Origin of the sequence: Roseovarius albus (assembly GCF_900172335.1) — a bacterium.
In the GTDB taxonomy this organism is placed as follows: Bacteria; Pseudomonadota; Alphaproteobacteria; order Rhodobacterales; family Rhodobacteraceae; genus Roseovarius; species Roseovarius albus.
In genome coordinates, this window is the sequence record NZ_FWFX01000013.1 from 42,232 (window position 1) to 60,652 (window position 18,421).

17 protein-coding genes and 2 tRNA genes are annotated in these 18,421 nt (G+C 54.3%); 15 read left to right on the forward strand and 4 right to left on the reverse strand.

Annotated features, from left to right (window positions below; all coding sequences use genetic code 11):
- Nucleotides 1-198: 198 nt before the first annotated feature.
- Nucleotides 199-474 carry an integrase core domain-containing protein gene (locus ROA7450_RS16960; RefSeq protein ID WP_085807142.1) on the reverse strand — a complete coding sequence of 92 codons (276 nt, stop codon included), beginning with the start codon at nt 472-474 and terminating at the stop codon, nt 199-201.
- Nucleotides 475-1,180: 706 nt separating this feature from the next.
- On the opposite strand from ROA7450_RS16960, the gene ROA7450_RS16965 reads away from it, so the two are divergent.
- The 6 genes from ROA7450_RS16965 to ROA7450_RS16985 all read left to right on the forward strand — a co-directional run bounded on the left by ROA7450_RS16965 (nt 1,181) and on the right by ROA7450_RS16985 (nt 6,641).
- Nucleotides 1,181-1,747, forward strand: a complete 567-nt coding sequence (locus ROA7450_RS16965) for an OsmC family protein (RefSeq protein ID WP_200812979.1) — start codon at nt 1,181-1,183, stop codon at nt 1,745-1,747.
- A 93-nt stretch (nt 1,748-1,840) separates the two neighbouring features.
- Nucleotides 1,841-3,073 (forward strand): NAD(P)-binding domain-containing protein, encoded by a 1,233-nt coding sequence (locus ROA7450_RS16970; RefSeq protein ID WP_085807143.1) that lies wholly within the window; start codon nt 1,841-1,843, stop codon nt 3,071-3,073.
- A gap of 18 nt (nt 3,074-3,091) precedes the next feature.
- Complete coding sequence (locus ROA7450_RS16975; RefSeq protein ID WP_159454087.1) at nt 3,092-4,258, forward strand: NAD(P)/FAD-dependent oxidoreductase; 1,167 nt, start codon at nt 3,092-3,094, stop codon at nt 4,256-4,258.
- A 444-nt stretch (nt 4,259-4,702) separates the two neighbouring features.
- Complete coding sequence (locus ROA7450_RS21050; RefSeq protein WP_159454088.1) at nt 4,703-5,047, forward strand: hypothetical protein; 345 nt, start codon at nt 4,703-4,705, stop codon at nt 5,045-5,047.
- Nucleotides 5,048-5,094: 47 nt separating this feature from the next.
- On the forward strand, nt 5,095-6,027 hold the full coding sequence (locus tag ROA7450_RS16980; protein ID WP_159454089.1) for a sulfatase-like hydrolase/transferase: 933 nt from the start codon (nt 5,095-5,097) through the stop codon (nt 6,025-6,027).
- A gap of 98 nt (nt 6,028-6,125) precedes the next feature.
- Nucleotides 6,126-6,641 carry a hypothetical protein gene (locus ROA7450_RS16985; RefSeq protein WP_085807146.1) on the forward strand — a complete coding sequence of 172 codons (516 nt, stop codon included), beginning with the start codon at nt 6,126-6,128 and terminating at the stop codon, nt 6,639-6,641.
- Here the strand turns inward: ROA7450_RS16985 and ROA7450_RS16990 are convergent.
- The gene (locus tag ROA7450_RS16990) at nt 6,628-7,512 is read right to left on the reverse strand and encodes a LysR family transcriptional regulator (protein ID WP_085807147.1); all 885 of its coding nucleotides are present in this window, start codon (nt 7,510-7,512) and stop codon (nt 6,628-6,630) included. The genes ROA7450_RS16985 and ROA7450_RS16990 overlap by 14 nt on opposite strands.
- Before the next feature lie 141 nt (nt 7,513-7,653).
- Between ROA7450_RS16990 and ROA7450_RS16995 the strand changes: the two genes are divergently transcribed.
- The 4 genes from ROA7450_RS16995 (at nt 7,654) to speB (ending at nt 11,611) form a co-directional block, all read left to right on the forward strand.
- A complete protein-coding gene (locus ROA7450_RS16995) occupies nt 7,654-8,670 on the forward strand; it encodes a TRAP transporter substrate-binding protein (protein ID WP_143534506.1) in 1,017 nt (338 codons plus the stop codon).
- A gap of 67 nt (nt 8,671-8,737) precedes the next feature.
- Nucleotides 8,738-9,349, forward strand: coding sequence for a TRAP transporter small permease (locus ROA7450_RS17000; protein ID WP_085807148.1), 612 nt, complete (start codon nt 8,738-8,740; stop codon nt 9,347-9,349).
- A complete protein-coding gene (locus tag ROA7450_RS17005; protein ID WP_085807149.1) occupies nt 9,346-10,626 on the forward strand; it encodes a TRAP transporter large permease in 1,281 nt (426 codons plus the stop codon). Before ROA7450_RS17000 ends, ROA7450_RS17005 begins: the two co-directional genes overlap by 4 nt.
- A 22-nt stretch (nt 10,627-10,648) precedes the next feature.
- Complete coding sequence (speB, locus tag ROA7450_RS17010) at nt 10,649-11,611, forward strand: agmatinase (protein ID WP_085807150.1); 963 nt, start codon at nt 10,649-10,651, stop codon at nt 11,609-11,611.
- A gap of 79 nt (nt 11,612-11,690) precedes the next feature.
- Here the strand turns inward: speB and rtcR are convergent, their stop codons facing one another.
- The gene (gene rtcR / locus ROA7450_RS17015; protein WP_085807151.1) at nt 11,691-13,280 is read right to left on the reverse strand and encodes an RNA repair transcriptional activator RtcR; all 1,590 of its coding nucleotides are present in this window, start codon (nt 13,278-13,280) and stop codon (nt 11,691-11,693) included.
- Between the two features lie 175 nt (nt 13,281-13,455).
- Here rtcR and ROA7450_RS17020 point away from each other — a divergent pair, with 175 nt between their 5' ends.
- From ROA7450_RS17020 to ROA7450_RS17040, 5 genes are all read left to right on the forward strand, one after another.
- The gene (locus tag ROA7450_RS17020; protein WP_085807152.1) at nt 13,456-15,012 is read left to right on the forward strand and encodes a vWA domain-containing protein; all 1,557 of its coding nucleotides are present in this window, start codon (nt 13,456-13,458) and stop codon (nt 15,010-15,012) included.
- 436 nt (nt 15,013-15,448) lie between these two features.
- Nucleotides 15,449-15,523, forward strand: a tRNA-Lys gene (locus ROA7450_RS17025).
- 33 nt (nt 15,524-15,556) lie between these two features.
- The gene (locus tag ROA7450_RS17030) at nt 15,557-15,886 is read left to right on the forward strand and encodes an RNA 2'-phosphotransferase (protein ID WP_085807153.1); all 330 of its coding nucleotides are present in this window, start codon (nt 15,557-15,559) and stop codon (nt 15,884-15,886) included.
- Between the two features lie 184 nt (nt 15,887-16,070).
- A tRNA-Asn gene (locus tag ROA7450_RS17035) sits at nt 16,071-16,146 on the forward strand.
- Between the two features lie 317 nt (nt 16,147-16,463).
- Entirely contained in the window at nt 16,464-17,879 is a 1,416-nt protein-coding gene (locus ROA7450_RS17040; RefSeq protein ID WP_085807154.1) for an RtcB family protein, read from the forward strand.
- A gap of 51 nt (nt 17,880-17,930) precedes the next feature.
- On the opposite strand, the gene ROA7450_RS17045 is transcribed toward ROA7450_RS17040, so the two are convergent.
- Nucleotides 17,931-18,416: an invasion associated locus B family protein gene (locus ROA7450_RS17045; RefSeq protein WP_085807155.1), complete on the reverse strand. Its 486-nt coding sequence runs from the start codon at nt 18,414-18,416 to the stop codon at nt 17,931-17,933.
- Nucleotides 18,417-18,421 lie beyond the last annotated feature (5 nt).

The window sequence follows — 18,421 nt, forward strand, 5'->3', positions numbered from 1 at the left end:
GCTGCGCTACTTCCAAGGTCAGGAACGAACGCAAATTGCGTATTGCTGCAATAAGCGCAAATGTCCGTTTTAAAACTTGTGGCCTAATTCGGCGCCTGACCTGCGCTCCAAGTTTCCTCCTTCGCGCGGAGAGTTCTTGGGGGTGATTTGATGGCGCCACACGGCCAATTTGTCCATCGTTTGTTTCTCAGAAAATTCTCAGGACGTTAGGTTTCCGAGCGCCGAATGTGGTCTTTGGGTGTTAAAGTCCTCCAGCCATGCTTGCAGCTTGGCACGGGCTTCCTTCAAGGAACCGAAGAGCGTTTGGTTAAGGCATTCGCCACGATGCTTACCGTTGAAGTTTGCTACCGACGCGTGTTGTTGTGGCTTACTTGGCGCGATGTTGTGCCAACCGATGCCGGTTTCCGGCACCCATCTGAGCATTGCCATACCAGTGAACTCAGTGTCGTTATGGGGCACCATGGTGCTCGGCATGCCCTATTCGGCAATCAGATGCTCCAGTTCATGAATAACCCGCAGGCCCGATAATGAGGTGTCTGCCCTCAACGCGATGTTCTCACAGGTATGGTCATCGGTTACAGCCAAAAAAACGGAACCGCCGGCCATTCGTCAGAGCGTTGGATACAGATTCGAGCGATCACCGCTGGTTCAAGCCATCCGGTACGACCAACGGCCTACGTGCACCCAGAGCCCGCATCCTGCCACCCCGCCGGTGCACTTGCCGCGTCTCTTCGCGATATGTGAGGTCGAAATTTAGGCCTTTTTTATCCGAAAAGCTGCAAGCTAGATGTCGTTACAATCTCCAAACCCTTTAAACATGAGGTCTAGAACGCGTTCTAGTGTCACCATATGTGTCGTTACGCAGCGCTCTAGAAACTTCCAAAGTTTTTTCATCGCCAGCGCATTCGTTCTGCGCGGTCGACGTACATATACGTCCACGTTTTTTCACCATTTACTGGAAAGACAACAGGCCTGAACTTCGTGGATACGCTGTATCAAAACTGAAACACGAAGTTACAAACGCCGAAATCAGGTTGAAACATTCATCCCCCAAAAAGTTTGCATTCGGGATCGTTGAAGACCCGGCTACTCCAATGCAACCAAACAGGTGCACCACAAAATCAATGGAAGTTCGGCACAGCCGAACATCAGTGCATCACAGACGGAAAAGGTTACGACTATGAATGTTCAGACAGAAATAAATACCGCAGACAATGGCGTTAACGTAGAGGCCTTGATGGGCGCGCGTGCAGCGCTGACTGATGCTCCAGCCGCCGCACAATTTACCTGGCGCGCCGACTGCGAATGGATGGGTGGCGTTCACAGCCGCTCTACCGTGAATGGCTTTTTCGGCCTCGGCGAAGAGCAAAACCACACGACAGACTTTACCATTGACGCGGACCATCCGCCACAATTTGCCGCCTCTGACAAGGGTGCAACACCAGTCGAAATCATCCTGTCGGCGCTTGCTAGCTGCCTGACAGCAGGTGTGGCGTCCGTGGCACAAAACCGTGGTATTCAGATCCATTCGGTGAAGGCCCATGTCGAGGGTGACATGGATCTGGCCGGTATTCTTGGGATTGATGCAGACGTGCGGAACGGCTTTAACGCAATCCGCATCAGGTTTGAGATCGATGCTGACGCCAGCCCTGAGGACATCAAAGCTGTCGTCGCCCAATCGCAAAGGCGTTCTGCTGTCTTCGATATCATCACCAACCCGGGCAATGTCCATGTGACGGTAGCTTAAGGGCAAATCATAATTCAGGTGATCACGCAGATCGCAAGTGATCTGCGTGATCCAAAGCGGGGTATTTTCCCCTCTATCCACCGGAGCCACCCCATGAAACATGTAAACACAATCATCATTGGTGCCGGGCAATCTGGCCTGGCGATGAGCGCGCAACTCATCACTCGCGGCATTGATCATGTGATCCTTGAACGTGGCCAAATTGCCAACAGCTGGCGTTCGGAGCGATGGGATAGTTTATACTTACTATCGCCGAACTGGATGAACGGGCTGGCCGGAAAAGCTTATGACGGCCCGAACTGTGACGGTTTCATGCATGTGTCTGAGCTGGTCTTCCGCTTCGACCAGACCGCCGCCGCTATGTCCGCACCTATTCAGACCGAAACCACCGTCCTTTCCGTCAACACATCGCCAACGGGATACGTCGTGCAGACGGATCAGGGGGCGATGACCTGCACCAATGTCGTCATGGCAAACGGGGCCTGCGCCCGATCCAACGTACCGGGGTTCGCAACCAATTTGCCCCAGACCATGCACCAGTTCACACCACAAAATTACAAACGCCCCGACGACCTGCCCGATGGCAAAGTTTTGGTGATCGGGGCCTCGGCATCGGGCCAGCAGCTCGCACGTGAAATTCAGGCCTCCGGTCGCCAAACAACCTTGGCTGTTGGCACACATCTGCGCTTTCCCCGCACCTATCGCGGCAAAGACATCATGATGTGGCTTGATGTAATCGGCGCGACATCGGTCTCCCACACTGAGGTTGATGATATTGCTCGCGTGCGCCGTACGCCGTCTTTGACCTTGGTTGCCGACGACACAATCGATCTGAACACCCTGCAAAACGAAGGTGTTGAAATCACGGGCCGTTTGGCCGCAGTTCAGGATGGTACCGCTCTTTTTTCCGGATCGCTGTCAAACCTGTGCGAAGTTGCTGATCTGAAGATGAACCGGCTACTGACGTCAGTTGATGAATGGATCGAAGACAATGGACTTGGCACTTTGGTTCCTGCCTCAGAACGGTTTGAGGCCACGCGCGTTCCGACTGCCCCGAAATTGAAACTCGATTTGGCGCGCGAAGGATTCAAAGCCGTACTATGGGCCACAGGGTATGAGCCCGATTTCCACTGGCTCAACCTTCCGGTTTTCGACCGCAAAGGACGGCTAATTCACGACGGCGGCGTTGTCAGCGACGGCCTATATGCAATGGGCCTGCCATACATGCGTCAACGCCAATCCACATTCTTAAACGGTGCCCAGAGCGATGCCGCTGCACTTGCTGCGCATTTAGGCGCACGAATCGGGCAGCCTCTGGCGGCCTGAGTTGAAAAGGAGAAGATGATGACCATCCAGTTTGAACATCAGACCTATGACGCGCTTATCATTGGCGCGCGCTGCGCCGGGGCGGCCACCGGGATGTTGCTCTCTCGCCAAGGCGCACGGGTTTTGATCATCGATCGCGATCCTGAAGTGACAGATACCCTCTCCACGCACGCCCTGATGCGACCAGCCGTTACATTGCTGAGCAGATGGGGGCTATTAAACAAATTGGTTGCTGCTGGCACGCCATGCGTGCACCAGACGCAATTTGTCTATGGTCGTGAACGGCTCAACATCCCTATCAAAGGCAATGCGGAAATACGAGGGCTTTATGCACCGCGGCGTTGGTTACTCGATCGCGCCCTTGTTGATGCGGCGTGCGATGCAGGTGCCGAAGTGCATCACGGTACACACTTGCTCGCACTGACCCGATCTGAAAGTGGTCGGGTGACAGGCGCAGTTCTACGCCAGCGCGATGGTACTGCGTGTCAAATCAATGCAGGGCTAGTGATCGGCGCTGATGGCCGCAACTCAATGGTGGCAAAGATGGCCGGCGCGAAAGCCTTGGTGCACTCAAACGCACGCTCCGCCACTGTCTATACCTATGTGAATGGCATTAAAAACGAAGGCTATCGCTGGTATTTTGGCAAGGGTATGGCCGCTGGGCTCATCCCCGTCGCAGGCGGTGCACATTGTCTCTTTGCATCCTGCAGACCCGAGACCTTTGGCAATTGGTTTGGAAAAGATGCCTTTTTAGGGGCCACCAAGATGTTCGCTACATGGGAGCCTAAGCTGGCGTCTATGGCGTCAACCGATGGTCCAGCTGAACGTCTGCGCCGTTTCCCTGGTGCCCCCGGTCACATTCGTGACTGTTCCGGGCCGGGCTGGGCCTTGGTTGGAGACGCGGGGTATTTCAAGGACCCCGCAACAGCGCATGGCATCACGGATGCATTTTTGGATGCGAATCGCTTGGCGCTGGCATTCACCCAATCGCCGGGAAATGTGAAAGCCTATCAGATTGCGCGAGATCTCTTTGCACCTAAATTCTTTGCAATCACCCAGAAAATTGCCTCGCACGATTGGGATTTTGATCGCCTAAAGAGACTACACATGGCGTTGAACGATTGCATGAAAGAAGAGCAACTTTCTCTTGGACACCCTCCCATATCTATGGGAATTGCGGCTTAAGAATATTGTGATCGGGGCAGGCGAGGAGCTGTTCGGTTGCAATAGGTTGTTGCGACCCAATCTGGATTCAGCGACTTCAATTTAAAGATATTCCCCGTACAAAGCGTGAAAGCGGATTCTGGCGCAGTTTGGCAGACGATTTGCACGAGCTACAGTCCTTGAAAGATCATAATAGCGGCCAACTCGGTGAGGTTTATTCGACCAGACGTCACATTCTCGATCCTAGCAAAAGGCCAGTAGGGCGTATCCCCTGAATCGCACAATTTTGGGCTGAACTTCATGACATTTTTTTAACAGCACTAAAAAATCAGTTATCAATCTTTAGGCGTAATTGCCCTAAGCAATAACACGCTTTAGTTAGGCACATTATTGGGCCAAATTTATCCAAAATTCATTATATTAGCTGGCCCACACAATCGACAGAAGATGAAATGGAGTAGGCTGGTGCGCGTTGTAATTAGTGTGGGCTGGGTTCTTGCATGGGCTGCACCCTCCTTTGCCATTGGGCTGTTGTTATCTCCACCGCTTCTGCTGATCTGGGCAACTTCCGGCATTTTATTCGGAGTATTTCTACTTGCCGCATACCGGGGAATGAGAACAAACACCGTGCTTGCATTGATTTCGCTCGTTTATCTTGCGACATCTCTGTCCGGTGCAAGCAGCGTCTACATGCAGGGCACAATGCCCGACGCACGTTTTTTCGCCCACTTGGACTTGTCGACAATGTTTGTCGCACTCCAAGCGTATTTTTGGCCAACGTTAGCGGCTGTCTTGTATTTTTTGCATTGATCCTGTCTGTGATGACGTTGCACCTATGGCAACCAAGCCGTCCACCGATGCGCAGATTGATCACTCCGGTGACACTCGTTACCGCAGTTGTGTTCTTAACACCGGGTCATGCCATCGGTTATGCCATTTATTCGGTGAGCCACTACAACGACTACAACGCTCGCATTCAAGCTGAGCTTCAAAACTCACTCCAACACCCGGAAACATCTGGTCTGAAAGAGGGGCTCGAACCTAAGAATCTCATTGTTATTTATGCCGAGTCGCTCGAACAGACCTACTTCGACAAAGAACTCTTTGGCGACGTCATGCCTGAACTACGGGCCTTGAGGGAAGATGCCCTGAGTTTTACCGACATCCAACAATACCCCGGCACGAGCTGGACCGTTGCAGGCATCGTGTCATCCCAGTGTGGCTTGCCACTCATCTCGCGCACACCTGCCAACCAAATTCTTGCCTCTTTCGACGACCCTTTTCGCGATATCACCTGCTTTGCCGAATTCCTCAAGGAACAAGGCTACGCCACATTCTACATGGGCGGATCTTCGTTGGAATTTGCAGGCAAAGGCACATTTCTTCAAAAGAATGGCTTTGACGTGACAATGGGACATGAAGCCTACCCGGATTTTTTCCCGCAAAGTGGGTGGGGTATCTACGATGCTAAGCTATTCGAAGAAGACAGTAATATTCGTAACAGCCTTGCTGAAAGCCAAGCGCCGTACCTTCTTACTTTTTTAACACTCGACACACACCATCCTTACGGCCACCCATCGGCCGAATGTCGAACCAGCGCTGGCATGGAAAAAGACATTCTAGGTGCCGTTTCTTGCTCAGATCAACTGATAGCGAAGTTCATCAAAGATACCCTTGCGGGCCCCGAAGGTGAAAATACTGTCATCGCGGTTGTGTCGGATCATCTGGCAATGCGAAATTCGGCAACTGACACCCTGAAAAAAGGCGATCGAAAGCTTCTTTTTTTATAGCGAACTCTGACCTGCCAAAACAGGAAATCAAAGCAAGCGGCACGCATTTTGATATCGCTCCGACACTTCTAGACGCGATTGGTTTTACAGATCGCAAAATGGGCTTTGGTCATTCACTCCTGTCCAATCAAGAAGGAGGCGTTTTCGCCAAAGGGATCTCACGCAAAGAGATGAAAGCGCTGGAGTTGACGAAGATTTTCCCATCAATCTCGTTGCCTCAGGATATTTCGGCGGATGGGGATCATATCACAGTTGGCGATGCTCAATTCGTGATCAGGAAAGGCAAAGTAAAAAATAAAGAGCACATCCCTGACATCGGACAGGGGCGATTCTTAGCCATCGGAGCGAGTGGAGGAAGCGAGGCGCAGGTCCAGATTATCTCCGAGATTGATGACTTTGTTGAAGCCGTGAATAAAAATGCCAATGAATTCTGGGTAGTTTATAATGATGGCCATCTCGATTGTCAGGTTATCCCGAGCTGTGCCGGCACGCCAAAACTGTTCGTGTTGGGGGAACATAACGAGCCGGTTGCTGTACGCACCGGAAATGGAACCTTAAACATCAAGTCTGCAGAGCTGACCGAAAAACTGACATTGATGGCTAGCAAGAACTGATAGCGAACGTGTCCTGTACAAAGAGTTCAACAGCGCTTCGGTGAACTTGCGTGCGGCGCGTTGCAATAAAGAAGGTGGAATTCCAACGCAAATTCTCGTTCTGTAATTCACTGATCTTTCCTTGTCGCACCAGACTTTCGGCAAAGTGCACGGGTAATGCGCCCAGAAAATGCCCAGTCTCGATCAGTATGGCCATGGCTTCCATGTTGGCGACAATGGCTTTGGGGTCTGGGGTGCCAAGATCAAGAGACACCATCATGTCATAGGATCTCTGGCACAGTGGATAAGTAGTGAGTACGCTCTCGTCGATGTCTGTTCTCTCATCAAAGAGCGGGTGCTGCCTTCCACAATAAAGCCTGTGTTCTTCGTGGCATAGCTCCGTGTAACTCAGCTCCGGCAACTGATTCCGAAACGGAGCAATGGCCACATCCAACTCGCCGGTGATCAGCCATTGCGTAAGTTGGGTCGGAGAGCCTATCTGCATTTCCAAACGGATGTCATGTCGGCGCCCGAGGAAGCGGCACAATGTCTCGGTGAGACTAAAATCTGGCAGCGTGCTGACGGCATCGACGATGCCGATGCGCAGGTCCCCGGTTATGGCATCGCGCAGCTCCAGAAGTTCAGCGTCAAAATCACGTGCACTCCGTAATATGTCTCGTGCCTTGTTGTAGGCAATCTCGCCGCGCTCTGTCAGACGAAATCCACTGCGCCCTCGCTCGCAAACTTTGTAACCCAGCGAGGTTTCAAGGTCTCTGATGCGGATGCTGATAGCGGATTGTGTGATGCCCAACGCAAACTGAGCATCTGAAAACCCACCGCATTCCGCCACCGTGACAAAGGTTTCTAACAGAGTGTTTTGCAGCAGTTTCATTGATGGCTCTCCTCAAGAATCGAGTCTATTGCATTAAATAATTTAATGTAAGCGTTTTGTGAATGATATTTTCTCACATAAATTCTTGTGCTGTCCTGTCTCCGACATTCATCATCAACATCAAATTGGGAGGAGACTTGAATGGTCTTTAATTTGAAAACACTGAAAACCACCGCGGCAATAGCCCTGCTCGGACTGGCACCAGTTGGCGCCTTTGCCGAGGACTGGAAATTCGCCATCGAAGAAATTCCGGGCTCAATCATGGATGCCTATGCACAGGAATTCAAAAGCCGCATCGAAGCGGCGACCGATGGTGAGGTCACTGTCACGGTCTATCCAATGGGCACTCTGGGCACGCCAACCGAAACCGTGGAACAGGCGGCTGACGGAATCATCCAACTGACCAACGTGTCAATTGGCAACCTGGGTACGATCGTTCCGGAAAGCCAAGCCTTCTTGCTGCCCTACCTGCTTCCATCAGACCCAGCAAAAATCTCAAACATTCTGAGCGCATCTGAGACCATCTATGGCCCATTGAACGAAGATTTCCAAAAACGCGGTCTGGAAATCATGACTATGTATTCCGAGGGGCCACAGGTCTGGACCACCAACCGCGAAATCCGTACCCCGGAAGACTTTGAAAACTTCAAGATGCGAGTAATGGTTTCCCCGATTCTACTGGAAACCTACAAAAACATGGGTGCCAGCCCGACACCGCTGCCGTTTGGCGAGGTATTCGGAGCACTGCAACTGGGTGCTGTTGATGGTCAGGTCAACCCGATCCCAACCATCGAAGAGATGAAGTTCTACGAGGTCACCAGCCACCTGATCTGGGCCGGTGAACAGGAGCTGGTCACCACAGTTGTTGCCGGTTCCGATTGGTTTGCAACCCTGAGCCCGGAGCGTCAGCAACTCGTGCGTGACACAATGGCAGACATGACAGGTTTCATCGACGGCGTGGTCAGCGATTTCAACCAAAAGCGCCTGGACATAATCAAGGACGCCAAGCCCGAGATCGGTATCGTTGTGCTGACCGAGGAAGAGCGCGACGCCTTCCGCGCGCGTAGTGGCGACACCGCAGGAGCCTATGTTGAGACCGCCGGTGCCCGTGGTCAGGAGCTTCTGGACGCATTGCAAGCCGAGCTATCAGCCAACTGATCGATACCTCTAAAAACCGGCCTCGCGCAATGACGCGCGGGGCTAATCGAGTGAGGGAGGAGAACCAATGCAGGACGGCAAAACTGTCCCCTTCGGCTTTCTGGGTAAGATTGATGCCGGCGTCGGGCGCATTGAGGTCTTGATTCTGGGCAGCGGGATTATCTTGATGGCTATCAACACAATTGCCAACGTCTTTGGCCGCTACGTGTTCAATCAGTCGATCTACTTTTCAGAAGAACTCAATGAGTTTTTGATCGTTATCGTGACATTCATGGGCCTGGGCTATGCCACACGCAAGGGCATCCATATCCGGATGTCAGCGATCTATGACGCGCTTCCTACCAAGGTACGCAAAGCGTTCATGATCGTGATTGCGGCCACAACATCCGTGATGATGGCGATTCTGGCGTGGTACGCGCTGGAGTATGTGCAAAAGGTCGCCAGCCGCGGCCGGATTACACCAGCGCTGCAGCTGCCGCTCTATCTGACGTATGTCTGGGTTGTGGTGGGGCTGGCGCTGACATCTTTTCAATACGCGCTGACCGCCTTGCGAAATCTGAATTTCGCGGAAGAGGAAATCTACGTCTCGTACCTAGAGATTGACAGCTACGAAGACCCCGAAACAGCCGCAGCTATCCAACGCTATGAAGAAAACGCCAATGAGGAGAACAAGTCATGACCGAACTCATGCTGATCGTTATGATCGTGCTGCTACTGGCAGGTTTTCCAATGAAAATGCCGCTGATATCGGCGGCGGTACTTGGGTTTTTCATCTACTTTCCGGACATGAGCCTGCAGATTTTGATTCAACAGATGATTGGTGGGGTAAAACCTTCGGCCTTGATTGCTGTGCCAATGTTTATTCTGGCGGCGGATATCATCACACGCGGGCATTCCGCCAATCGATTGATCGATGTGGTGATGAGCTTCATGGGGCATATCAAGGGAGGCTTGGCGATCTCGGTCACCTCGGCTTGTGCTTTGTTCGGTGCCGTATGTGGTTCCACGCAGGCCACCGTGGTGGCCATTGGCGGCGCGATGCGCCCCCGGATGTTGAAATCCGGATACTCGGATTCGTTCAGCATCGGATTGATCGTGAACGCAGCGGATCTTGCCTACTTGATCCCCCCTTCGATTGGGATGATTATCTACGGTGTGGTTTCAGGAACATCGATCTCTCAGCTTTTCATTGCTGGCATTGTGCCGGGGCTACTAATCGTTGCGCTGTTCTCAGCCTATTGCATGTTCTACGCCTATCGCCATGATATCCCAGTTCTGCCTCGCGAAGGCTGGGGACAGCGGTTCACGGCGATGCGCCGGGCACTTTGGCCAATGGGCTTTCCTGCGATCATCGTGGGCGGAATCTATGGCGGGGTGTTCTCTCCAACCGAGGCCGCGGCGATCTGCGTGCTCTACGCGGCAGTGCTGGAACTGGTGATCTTTCGCTCCGTCAAACTGCGCGATCTGTGGGACATCGCCCTCTCAACAGGGGCCATCACATCCGTGGTCTTTATCCTGATCGCGGCAGGTGCGGCGTTCAGTTGGACACTCAGCTTTGCGCAGGTACCGCAACAAATCATCGCCTCGCTCGGTTTGGCTGATGCCAGCCCATTGATGACGTTGCTGGCCATCAACATCGCCTTTTTCGTCGGCTGTATGTTCGTGGATTCAATCGTGGTCATCCTGATCCTCGTGCCGATCTTTGCGCCAATGATAAAAGCTGCCGGTCTGGACCCGGTGCTAGTCGGCGTGCTGATCACTCTTCAGGTGGCCATCGGAGCTGCGACCCCCCCGTTTGGCTGTAACCTCTTCACCGCCATTGCGGTGTTCCGCAGGCCGTTCATTGAGGTTGTGCGCGGCGTGCCGCCATTTCTGTTCATTCTTTTAATCGTCACCGGCCTCTTGGTGGCCTTCCCGCAAATCGCCCTGTTCCTGCCGGAACTGGCCTATCGTTAAAACGAAAAGAAACGGAGAAAACATGTCAGGACATGGATACGAAACTGGTCGACTGAACCTGCCATTTGTTGGCATTTCGACCTTTGGCAAGAAGCCGTACGTTGAAAACTGGGACGAGATTAACGCCGATGTTGCCATCTTGGGGGCGCCTTTTGATTGCGGCTGCCAGTTCCGGCCCGGGGCGCGGTTTGGTCCGCGTTCGGTGCGCGAAGCCTCAACCCTCTTCAGCTTTGGCCATGCCGGGGCCTATGATCACGAGGACGATGCTACCTACTTAGGTGAAGATGTGCGCATCGTCGATATGGGGGATGCCGATATCATCCACACTAAGACCGAGGAAAGCCACGCCAACATCGAATTCGGTGTAAAGAAGGCGCTTGATTCAGGTGCCATCCCGGTCACCATCGGTGGCGATCATTCGATCAATATCCCTTGCATTCGTGCCTATGAGGAAGACTGCGCCAAGAATGGGCCGATCCATGTGGTGCAAATTGATGCGCATCTGGATTTTGTCGATAACCGCAAGGGCATCACCGAGGGACACGGCAACCCGATGCGCCGTGCGATTGAGAAAGACTATGTCTCGGGCATGACGCAACTGGGCATTCGCAATGTCTCTTCGACCGCAAAGGAAGGCTATGATGATGCAAGAGCACGCGGTTCGGACATTCTATCTGTCCGGCAGGTGCGCAAGCTGGGCACGCAAGGGGTTTTGGACCGCATTCCAGAGGGTGTGCGTTACTACGTGACTATCGATATCGACGCCTTCTGCCCCTCCATCGCGCCGGGCACCGGCACGCCAAGCCATGGCGGTTTCCAATACTACGACGTGCTGGAAATCGTTCAGGGGCTGACCAAGCGCGGCGATGTTGTCGGAATCGACCTGGTTGAGGTGGCCCCCGCCTATGACCCCACCGAGAGCACACAGGTTCTGGCGGCGCAGTTGCTTCTGAACTTCATCGGTTTTATCTTCCACAACAAATAAAATTCCCTCCTTCGGGTGCCTGTAAATACGGGCACCCGGTTCTTTGGCTCCGTAGATCTTGTCATTGGGCAATCGCGATTTAGCGAGGCCGATATGAACCTTCCGGCACCAACGCCTCCCAATCCAGCTCAAACTTCTGCAAATACTTCCGTAACCTATCTGCATCGTTCTGGGTTTTGCGCTTGCTGCGCGAGATTGCGAACAAGCTACGCCCTGCGGCGCTGAGGTTTGCTGAAGTTCGGCAAGTCCGGATCACTGTGGCAAGTTGGACCATATCAAACGGATCAACATCCGCAGCACGAGCGCCCAACACCTCTTCGATCAATTGAAAATCACTGTCCGCGCTGGCAGCATTCCAGTCGGCATGCAGGTTTTGAACCTCCTCATCCACCATGGCGCGGGTGATCCGGCCACGCGGGGCCAGTGTACACAGGCGGCGGATGGAGCCGCTGAAATCACGGAAATTACCGGGCCAGAGCGTTGCGGGATCTTTTGCAAAGCGCAGGTATTTATCGCGTGCCTCTATATTGAAGCCCACCTGCGTTCCAATTTCCCGCTCCGCGCGGGCAAGTTCAAACACCAGATTGGCTTCGATATCCTCACGACGTTCGCGAAGCGCAGGCAGGCGAAAGCTCCACATGTTCAGGCGCGCCAATAGATCGGGGCGGAATTTCCCCGCAGCCGTCAGCGCCCGCAGGTCGCGATTGGCCCCGGCGATCACCTGAAACCGGCTGCTCATTTCGTGATCAGAGCCCAAAGGGTAGAATCGCCCCGTCTCAATCGCGTGAAGCAGAACAGATTGCTCATTCCAGCCCAACTCGTCAACTTCGTCCAGAAACAACACGCCGCCGTCAGCCTCCCTCAGCAAGCCGCTACGTTCTGATCCTGCCTGCCCGGTGTAACTACGCCGTTGCCCAAAGAGCGACGCCAACGCATCCGGGCCATTCAATGTGGCGCAATTGACATGTACCAACCGGCCTTTGACTCGGCGGCGATCCAGTTTGAGGTTATAAATCCGCTCGGCCAGTTCAGTCTTGCCGGTGCCTGTTTCTCCTAACAATAGGATTGGCGCATCCGAATTGCTGGCCACCAGTTCAACCCGATCTATCAGCGCATTATAGGTGGCGTTCTTGGTTTCTATACCTCCTTTGAGCTGGTCACTGTATTCACGTGACATCTGGTCGAAACGCTGCTGTAGCGCATTGTAACGGCTCAGATCCAGATCAATGATGTCGAACTTGGGCGTGTCATCCTCGGCCCCCGGTGGACCGGTCTGAATCAGGCGTGCCGGGATGTGGCGGCTTTCGGTCAGCAAGAACCAACAGATCTGCGCCACATGGGTACCGGTGGTCAGGTGCACATGATAGCGCTCGCGATCTTCGTCAAAGCCATAGCTGCGCGCGAAATCGAACAGCTTGCCGTAGACCTCCTGAAAATCCCACGGATCGTTGAGATCTAAAGTATGCAACAGCACTTCGGTATCAGGGGAGACCGTTTCGATCTCTTGCTTCACCTGATGGGCAAGGCGGTTGAACTTCTGATCATGCAGGATTTCCAACCGGTCCAGTTCGAAATGATCATGAGAGGCGAGACTGACCGTGGGTTTCCAGCGTCGTTTTTTGCCCATGTCCAGTTGAGTACCAAGGAATCCAATCGCCACGTTTCTCATATTGATATCTATTTTTATAATTTCCGATACATTTGTATCGTACATATGAATCACAACACATGCAATTTCGTATATTTTGATTATATATCAGATACTTAAGTTAATTTTCATTTCTCCTCTGCAGCCATCAAGAACCATGTCAAAACATCCTCACAAATGAATAAGGAACGAAACAATGGCGAACAAATCCGTGTTTGCATCGATCAAAGGCCGGTTGCTGCCAAAGGCATCTGCTAAGAACGCCCACGGCGCACCGGCTTACGCATATTCCGATGCCCATGCCCTGGCTCAGGTCGCTGTCACTGGCACCTTTGGCGGCATGTTCTATCAATCGCCACAGGACGAACTGGAATACGTTCTGGATGTGGCGGAATCCGTTGATCCGCGTTTTCTGGCGCAGGCGGCGATATATGCCCGCCAGTCGGGATACATGAAGGATATGCCAGCGGTCTTGTTGGCGGTTCTGGCACGGCGCGATCCGGTCCTGTTCCGGGCGGCCTTTGGTCGTGTGGTTACGCACGGCAAGATGCTGCGCACCTTTGTGCAGGTTGTGCGCTCCGGCCAGACCGGCCGTAAATCGCTGGGCTCTGCACCCAAGGCAATGGTGCAGAATTGGCTGAACACTGCCTCGGACCGGGCGCTGATCAATGCCAATATCGGTAACGACCCGTCGCTGGCGGATGTGATCAAGATGGTGCACCCGAAACCGGCCTCGGCCGAGCGGGAGGCGCTGTTTGCCTGGATCGTCGGGCGGCCGTGCAATCTGGCACGGTTGCCACAGGCTTTGCAGGACTGGATCGCATTCAAGGAAACCGGCAAAGGTCCGGTGCCTGACGTACCGTTCCAGATGCTGACGCAGCTGGAATTGTCTTCGGCACATTGGGCGCGGATCGCGCGTCAGGGCTCATGGCAGATGGTGCGCCAGAACCTGAACACGTTCCAACGTCACGGCGTTTTCGGCGTGGCCAAGAACGTGGATCATGTGGCCGCCTTGCTGCGCGACCCCGAGGCGATCGCCAAGGCGCGTGCGTTTCCGTACCAGTTGATGGTGGCGGCGCAAAACGTGAATTGCGATATGCCAGCCGAGATCGTGGACGCCTTGCATGATGCGATGGAGATCGCAGTGCAGAACGTGCCGCAGGTTGCGGGTCAGGTTGTGGTCTGCCCGGACGTATCGGGTTCGATGACTTGGTCGGTGACCGGTTACCGCCCGGGGGCAACCTCGGCCGTACGTCACGTGGATGTGGCTGCGCTGGTAGCAGCGTCCTTCCAACGCGTGAATCGCGGGTGTCAGGTGTTGCCGTTCGACTTTGACGTACGTGATGTCCGTCTGCAGCCGCGCGACACAATCCTGACCAATGCCGAGCGTCTGGCCGCATTGGCGGGTGGTGGGACAAACTGTTCTGCGCCACTGGCCTGGCTGAACGAGCGCGGTCGTGCGCCGGATCTAGTGGTTTTCGTGTCTGATAACCAATCGTGGGTCGATGCCCGGGGTGGAGGTCAGGGCACGGCGATGTTGAAAGAATGGGAGGTGATCAAGCGTCACAACCCAAAGGCCAAACTGGTCTGTATCGACATCGCACCGTACGGGACGACACAGGCCCAGACACGTGAAGACGTGTTGAACGTCGGCGGCTTCTCGGACGCGGTCTTTGACCAGATCGCACGGTTCACCGCAGGTCAAATCGGCCCGGATCACTGGGTTGGTGAGATCGAAAAAATCGATATCTGAAACCGCCCCGGGCGGGCAATCGCCCGGGGCATCAAGAGATTAATTTTCGGCGAATGCCGGTGAAACTACAGGGAGAGCGCTGATCAAAAGATCAGAGGTCGCGGGTTCAATCCCCGCCGCGCACAAGCGACGTAGCTCAGAATATTGTTTCATCAATCGTTGTCGTCGAACCCGAAATAAACATCAGGCAGAATGCCGGTGGGACTACATCGCTATCCCCGATACGCGCCCGAAGTGGGCCGTAGGTCTCACCCTCTCTTGTCTGCTTGATCCGAATAAAAAGGAATAATCTCGGCGAATGCTGGTGGAACTACAGGAATCCAATCCCCGAGTCGCGGGTTCGAATCCCGCCATCGCTTGCGATGTAGCTCAGTCTGGTAGAGCAGGTCATATTTCACCCTCCCCTTGTCGCTGGGACTTTGATGCAAAGGATAGTGCGCCCGTAGCTCAGTGGCAGAGCACCCGCCTTTTAAGCGGTAGGCCGTGGGTTCGACCCCCACCGGGCACTCCAGAATAAGTTGGTAAAGCAATGAAAACCGTAACGATGAAACGACAAAATAAATTTCTCAGCTTCGTACTGCGCCACAACCCGGATGAAATCGGGATCACACTGGATGCACAGGGCTGGACCGATGTGGAGCGCCTGCTGGTGCAGGCCACAAAGCATGGCCTGCCGATCACGCGGGAAGAGCTGGACGCCATTGTCGCGCAAAACGACAAGATGCGGTTCACGTTCTCGGCGGATGGTACCCGCATCCGCGCTGACGGACTATCTGGCGGATCTTTAAACCTAATTATCAGGGGGAGTGCCCGTGGGACTACATCGCTTGAAACGGTCGCCGAAAGGCGTCTCACGAACGCCTTGTCCCCCTGACCCACAATAAAGGACACCCCCGGCGAATGCCGAAGGAACTACATGCACCAACCAAAGTCCGGATCAGACCGATGGGGTTCAATTCCCCTCCTCGCATGCGCCCATACGGCAAACGCATCTGCCCATTCAGATGCGGGGCGGGTCCCGGGTTGTTTCTTCTCCCTTGTTGCCGGGGGCCAAATTTTCGGCTGTAGCTCAGTTGGTAGAGCGCCTGATTGTTAATCAGGATGTCACAGGTTCGAACCCTGTCAGCCGAGCCAGAAATGAAAGGATCACATCGCGGGGAATGCCCGCAGGACTACAGGTAGACGCACCCGGATACGGGTGGCATGGGACACCATGCCGTGCTGGTTCAAGTCCAGCCCGGGGCAACCCGGTGGCGGAATAAACGTCCTGCGAACCCCTTGTCCCCCGGTCAACATTTCACGGCGAATGCCGATGGAACTACAGGAATCAACAGGTCGCGGGTTCGAATCCCGCCATCGCACTCAGCGATGTAGCTCAGTTGGATAGAGCCGTTGGCAAATGTTTCATCACCCCCTTGTCGCCGTGCCCGTTATTAGAGTGAGATAAAAAGATGAGTAACGAAAACACATATGACCCCGTGACCGGAGAGCATCTGAAAGACTGGGGCCACCGGCCCGGCAAGCAATTCCCGAACCTGCTGGCACGGGCCAATGAAATGCGGGCCGAGGGTTTTGGTCTGGTGCGGATCCGACAAGAGCTGGACAGCGAGATTGTCCCTGCCCCGCCTACAATGGATCTGCGGACGCCGGGAGAGGTCGCGTTTCACGAAAACATTGATGTCGCACACCCAGATGAGGAAGACAACGTCATCAAAGTGCGCGAAACGATGACTGCATTGATGCGGACTCCAACCATTGAATCCGGCGCGATCATGCCAGACGCCTGCCCTGCGGGTCCGGTTGGTACGATTCCGGTCGGTGGTGTGGCGGCGGCACGCAATGCGATCCATCCGGGGATGCACTCGGCTGATATCTGCTGCTCTGTCATGATCACCGATCTGGGTCATGCTGACCCAAAGACGGTACTGGATGCCGCGCAGTCGGTGACGCATTTCGGCCCGGGTGGTCGGCCGCAGGGCAAACGTTTCACCACATCACTGAAACTGTTGGATGCCTTTCGGGAAAACCCGTTTCTGGACAACCCCAAGTCCCTGCGCATGGCGCAAGAACATATGGGCACGCAAGGCGATGGCAACCATTTCCTATTTGTCGGCCGCTCGCGCAAGACCGGGAGAACAGCGATTGTGACTCATCACGGATCGCGGGGCCCGGGGGCAGTTCTGTATAAAAACGGCATGACCGTGGCCGAACGGTTCCGCAAGGAATTGTCGCCGCAAACCGCCAAGCAGAACGCGTGGATTCCGGCGGATTCGCCGGAAGGCCGCGACTATTGGGCGGCGCTACAGCTGATCCGGAAATGGACCAAGGCCAACCACAATTCGATTCATCAGGCGACGATTGAAGCTGCCAAAGTGTCCGATGTGGGAGATCGGTACTGGAACGAGCATAACTTCGTTTTCAAACGGGGTGATCTGTATTTCCACGGCAAGGGGGCGACCCCCGCCTGGGGGGATTACGCTGCTGATGCAACGGGGCTGACATTAATCCCGCTGAACATGTCCGAACCGGTTCTGATTGTGCGTGGCAAAGATGCCGCCCAAGGTCTGGGCTTCAGTCCGCACGGTGCTGGTCGGAACTATTCACGCTCCGAACATAAGCGCCGGATGGGCTCGGTCACGCCAGAACAAATGCTGAAGATTGAGACTGAAGGGCTGGACATCCGGTTCCATGCTGGTGGCGTTGATGCCTCAGAGCTGCCTTCGAGCTACAAGAGCGCAGAGAGCGTTGTGGCGCAAATCAAGTCTTACGACCTGGCTGAGATCGAAGACTATATCGATCCATACGGCTGCATCATGGCCGGGGATGTACCGCCATTCTGGAAGGCAAAAAAGAAAGGAAGGCGCTGAGCGGCGATCGCTGAGCGCCTTCGGGCATATTTAACGCTGAGAAAGGATGTCTCAGGGCATCAGGTCCGATACTTTGGAAAATCCGCTCAGGTCAAAACCAAATGAGATCGGGTCATCGCTTTGGTTTTCCCCGGTCAGTGTTAGCTCTGCTCCGCCGCGCATTGCCGATAGCCAATCGCTTGACACCGGAGACACCACGAAACATCCCTGCGCTTCACAGGTCAGAAATTCCAGCGTGGCAACATCGTTCTTGTCAACGGACGCTGTCAGACCGCTGACAAGCTTCAATCCGAACGGCAGGGTAAAGCGTGCCTCAACCTCATCCGAGCCTCCCGTTTTGACGAAGGCAGCGGTTGCCAGCCTTTGGTTGCTGTCTGCCAAGACAATGCTTTGCGACATCTCGCAGATCAGCACCGCAGTATCGACCTGATTGTTGCAGTTCACCAGCCACGGCGCACGTGTCTCTTCTTGCGCATTTACGGGTTGCGCCAGGCTCAAAGTCGCTGCCGCGATATAGGCCCATTGTTTCATATTCATTGTCC

What these genes read in the sequence shown, in the direction of transcription:
- ROA7450_RS16960 (WP_085807142.1), bottom strand. Translation starts at nt 474, where the DNA reads ATGCCGAGCACCATGGTGCCCCATAACGACACTGAGTTCACTGGTATG.
- ROA7450_RS16965 (WP_200812979.1), top strand. Translation starts at nt 1,181, where the DNA reads ATGAATGTTCAGACAGAAATAAATACCGCAGACAATGGCGTTAACGTA.
- ROA7450_RS16970 (WP_085807143.1), top strand. Translation starts at nt 1,841, where the DNA reads ATGAAACATGTAAACACAATCATCATTGGTGCCGGGCAATCTGGCCTG.
- ROA7450_RS16975 (WP_159454087.1), top strand. Translation starts at nt 3,092, where the DNA reads ATGACCATCCAGTTTGAACATCAGACCTATGACGCGCTTATCATTGGC.
- ROA7450_RS16980 (WP_159454089.1), top strand. Translation starts at nt 5,095, where the DNA reads ATGCGCAGATTGATCACTCCGGTGACACTCGTTACCGCAGTTGTGTTC.
- ROA7450_RS16985 (WP_085807146.1), top strand. Translation starts at nt 6,126, where the DNA reads ATGGGCTTTGGTCATTCACTCCTGTCCAATCAAGAAGGAGGCGTTTTC.
- ROA7450_RS16990 (WP_085807147.1), bottom strand. Translation starts at nt 7,512, where the DNA reads ATGAAACTGCTGCAAAACACTCTGTTAGAAACCTTTGTCACGGTGGCG.
- ROA7450_RS16995 (WP_143534506.1), top strand. Translation starts at nt 7,654, where the DNA reads ATGGTCTTTAATTTGAAAACACTGAAAACCACCGCGGCAATAGCCCTG.
- ROA7450_RS17000 (WP_085807148.1), top strand. Translation starts at nt 8,738, where the DNA reads ATGCAGGACGGCAAAACTGTCCCCTTCGGCTTTCTGGGTAAGATTGAT.
- ROA7450_RS17005 (WP_085807149.1), top strand. Translation starts at nt 9,346, where the DNA reads ATGACCGAACTCATGCTGATCGTTATGATCGTGCTGCTACTGGCAGGT.
- speB (WP_085807150.1), top strand. Translation starts at nt 10,649, where the DNA reads ATGTCAGGACATGGATACGAAACTGGTCGACTGAACCTGCCATTTGTT.
- rtcR (WP_085807151.1), bottom strand. Translation starts at nt 13,280, where the DNA reads ATGAGAAACGTGGCGATTGGATTCCTTGGTACTCAACTGGACATGGGC.
- ROA7450_RS17020 (WP_085807152.1), top strand. Translation starts at nt 13,456, where the DNA reads ATGGCGAACAAATCCGTGTTTGCATCGATCAAAGGCCGGTTGCTGCCA.
- ROA7450_RS17030 (WP_085807153.1), top strand. Translation starts at nt 15,557, where the DNA reads ATGAAACGACAAAATAAATTTCTCAGCTTCGTACTGCGCCACAACCCG.
- ROA7450_RS17040 (WP_085807154.1), top strand. Translation starts at nt 16,464, where the DNA reads ATGAGTAACGAAAACACATATGACCCCGTGACCGGAGAGCATCTGAAA.
- ROA7450_RS17045 (WP_085807155.1), bottom strand. Translation starts at nt 18,416, where the DNA reads ATGAATATGAAACAATGGGCCTATATCGCGGCAGCGACTTTGAGCCTG.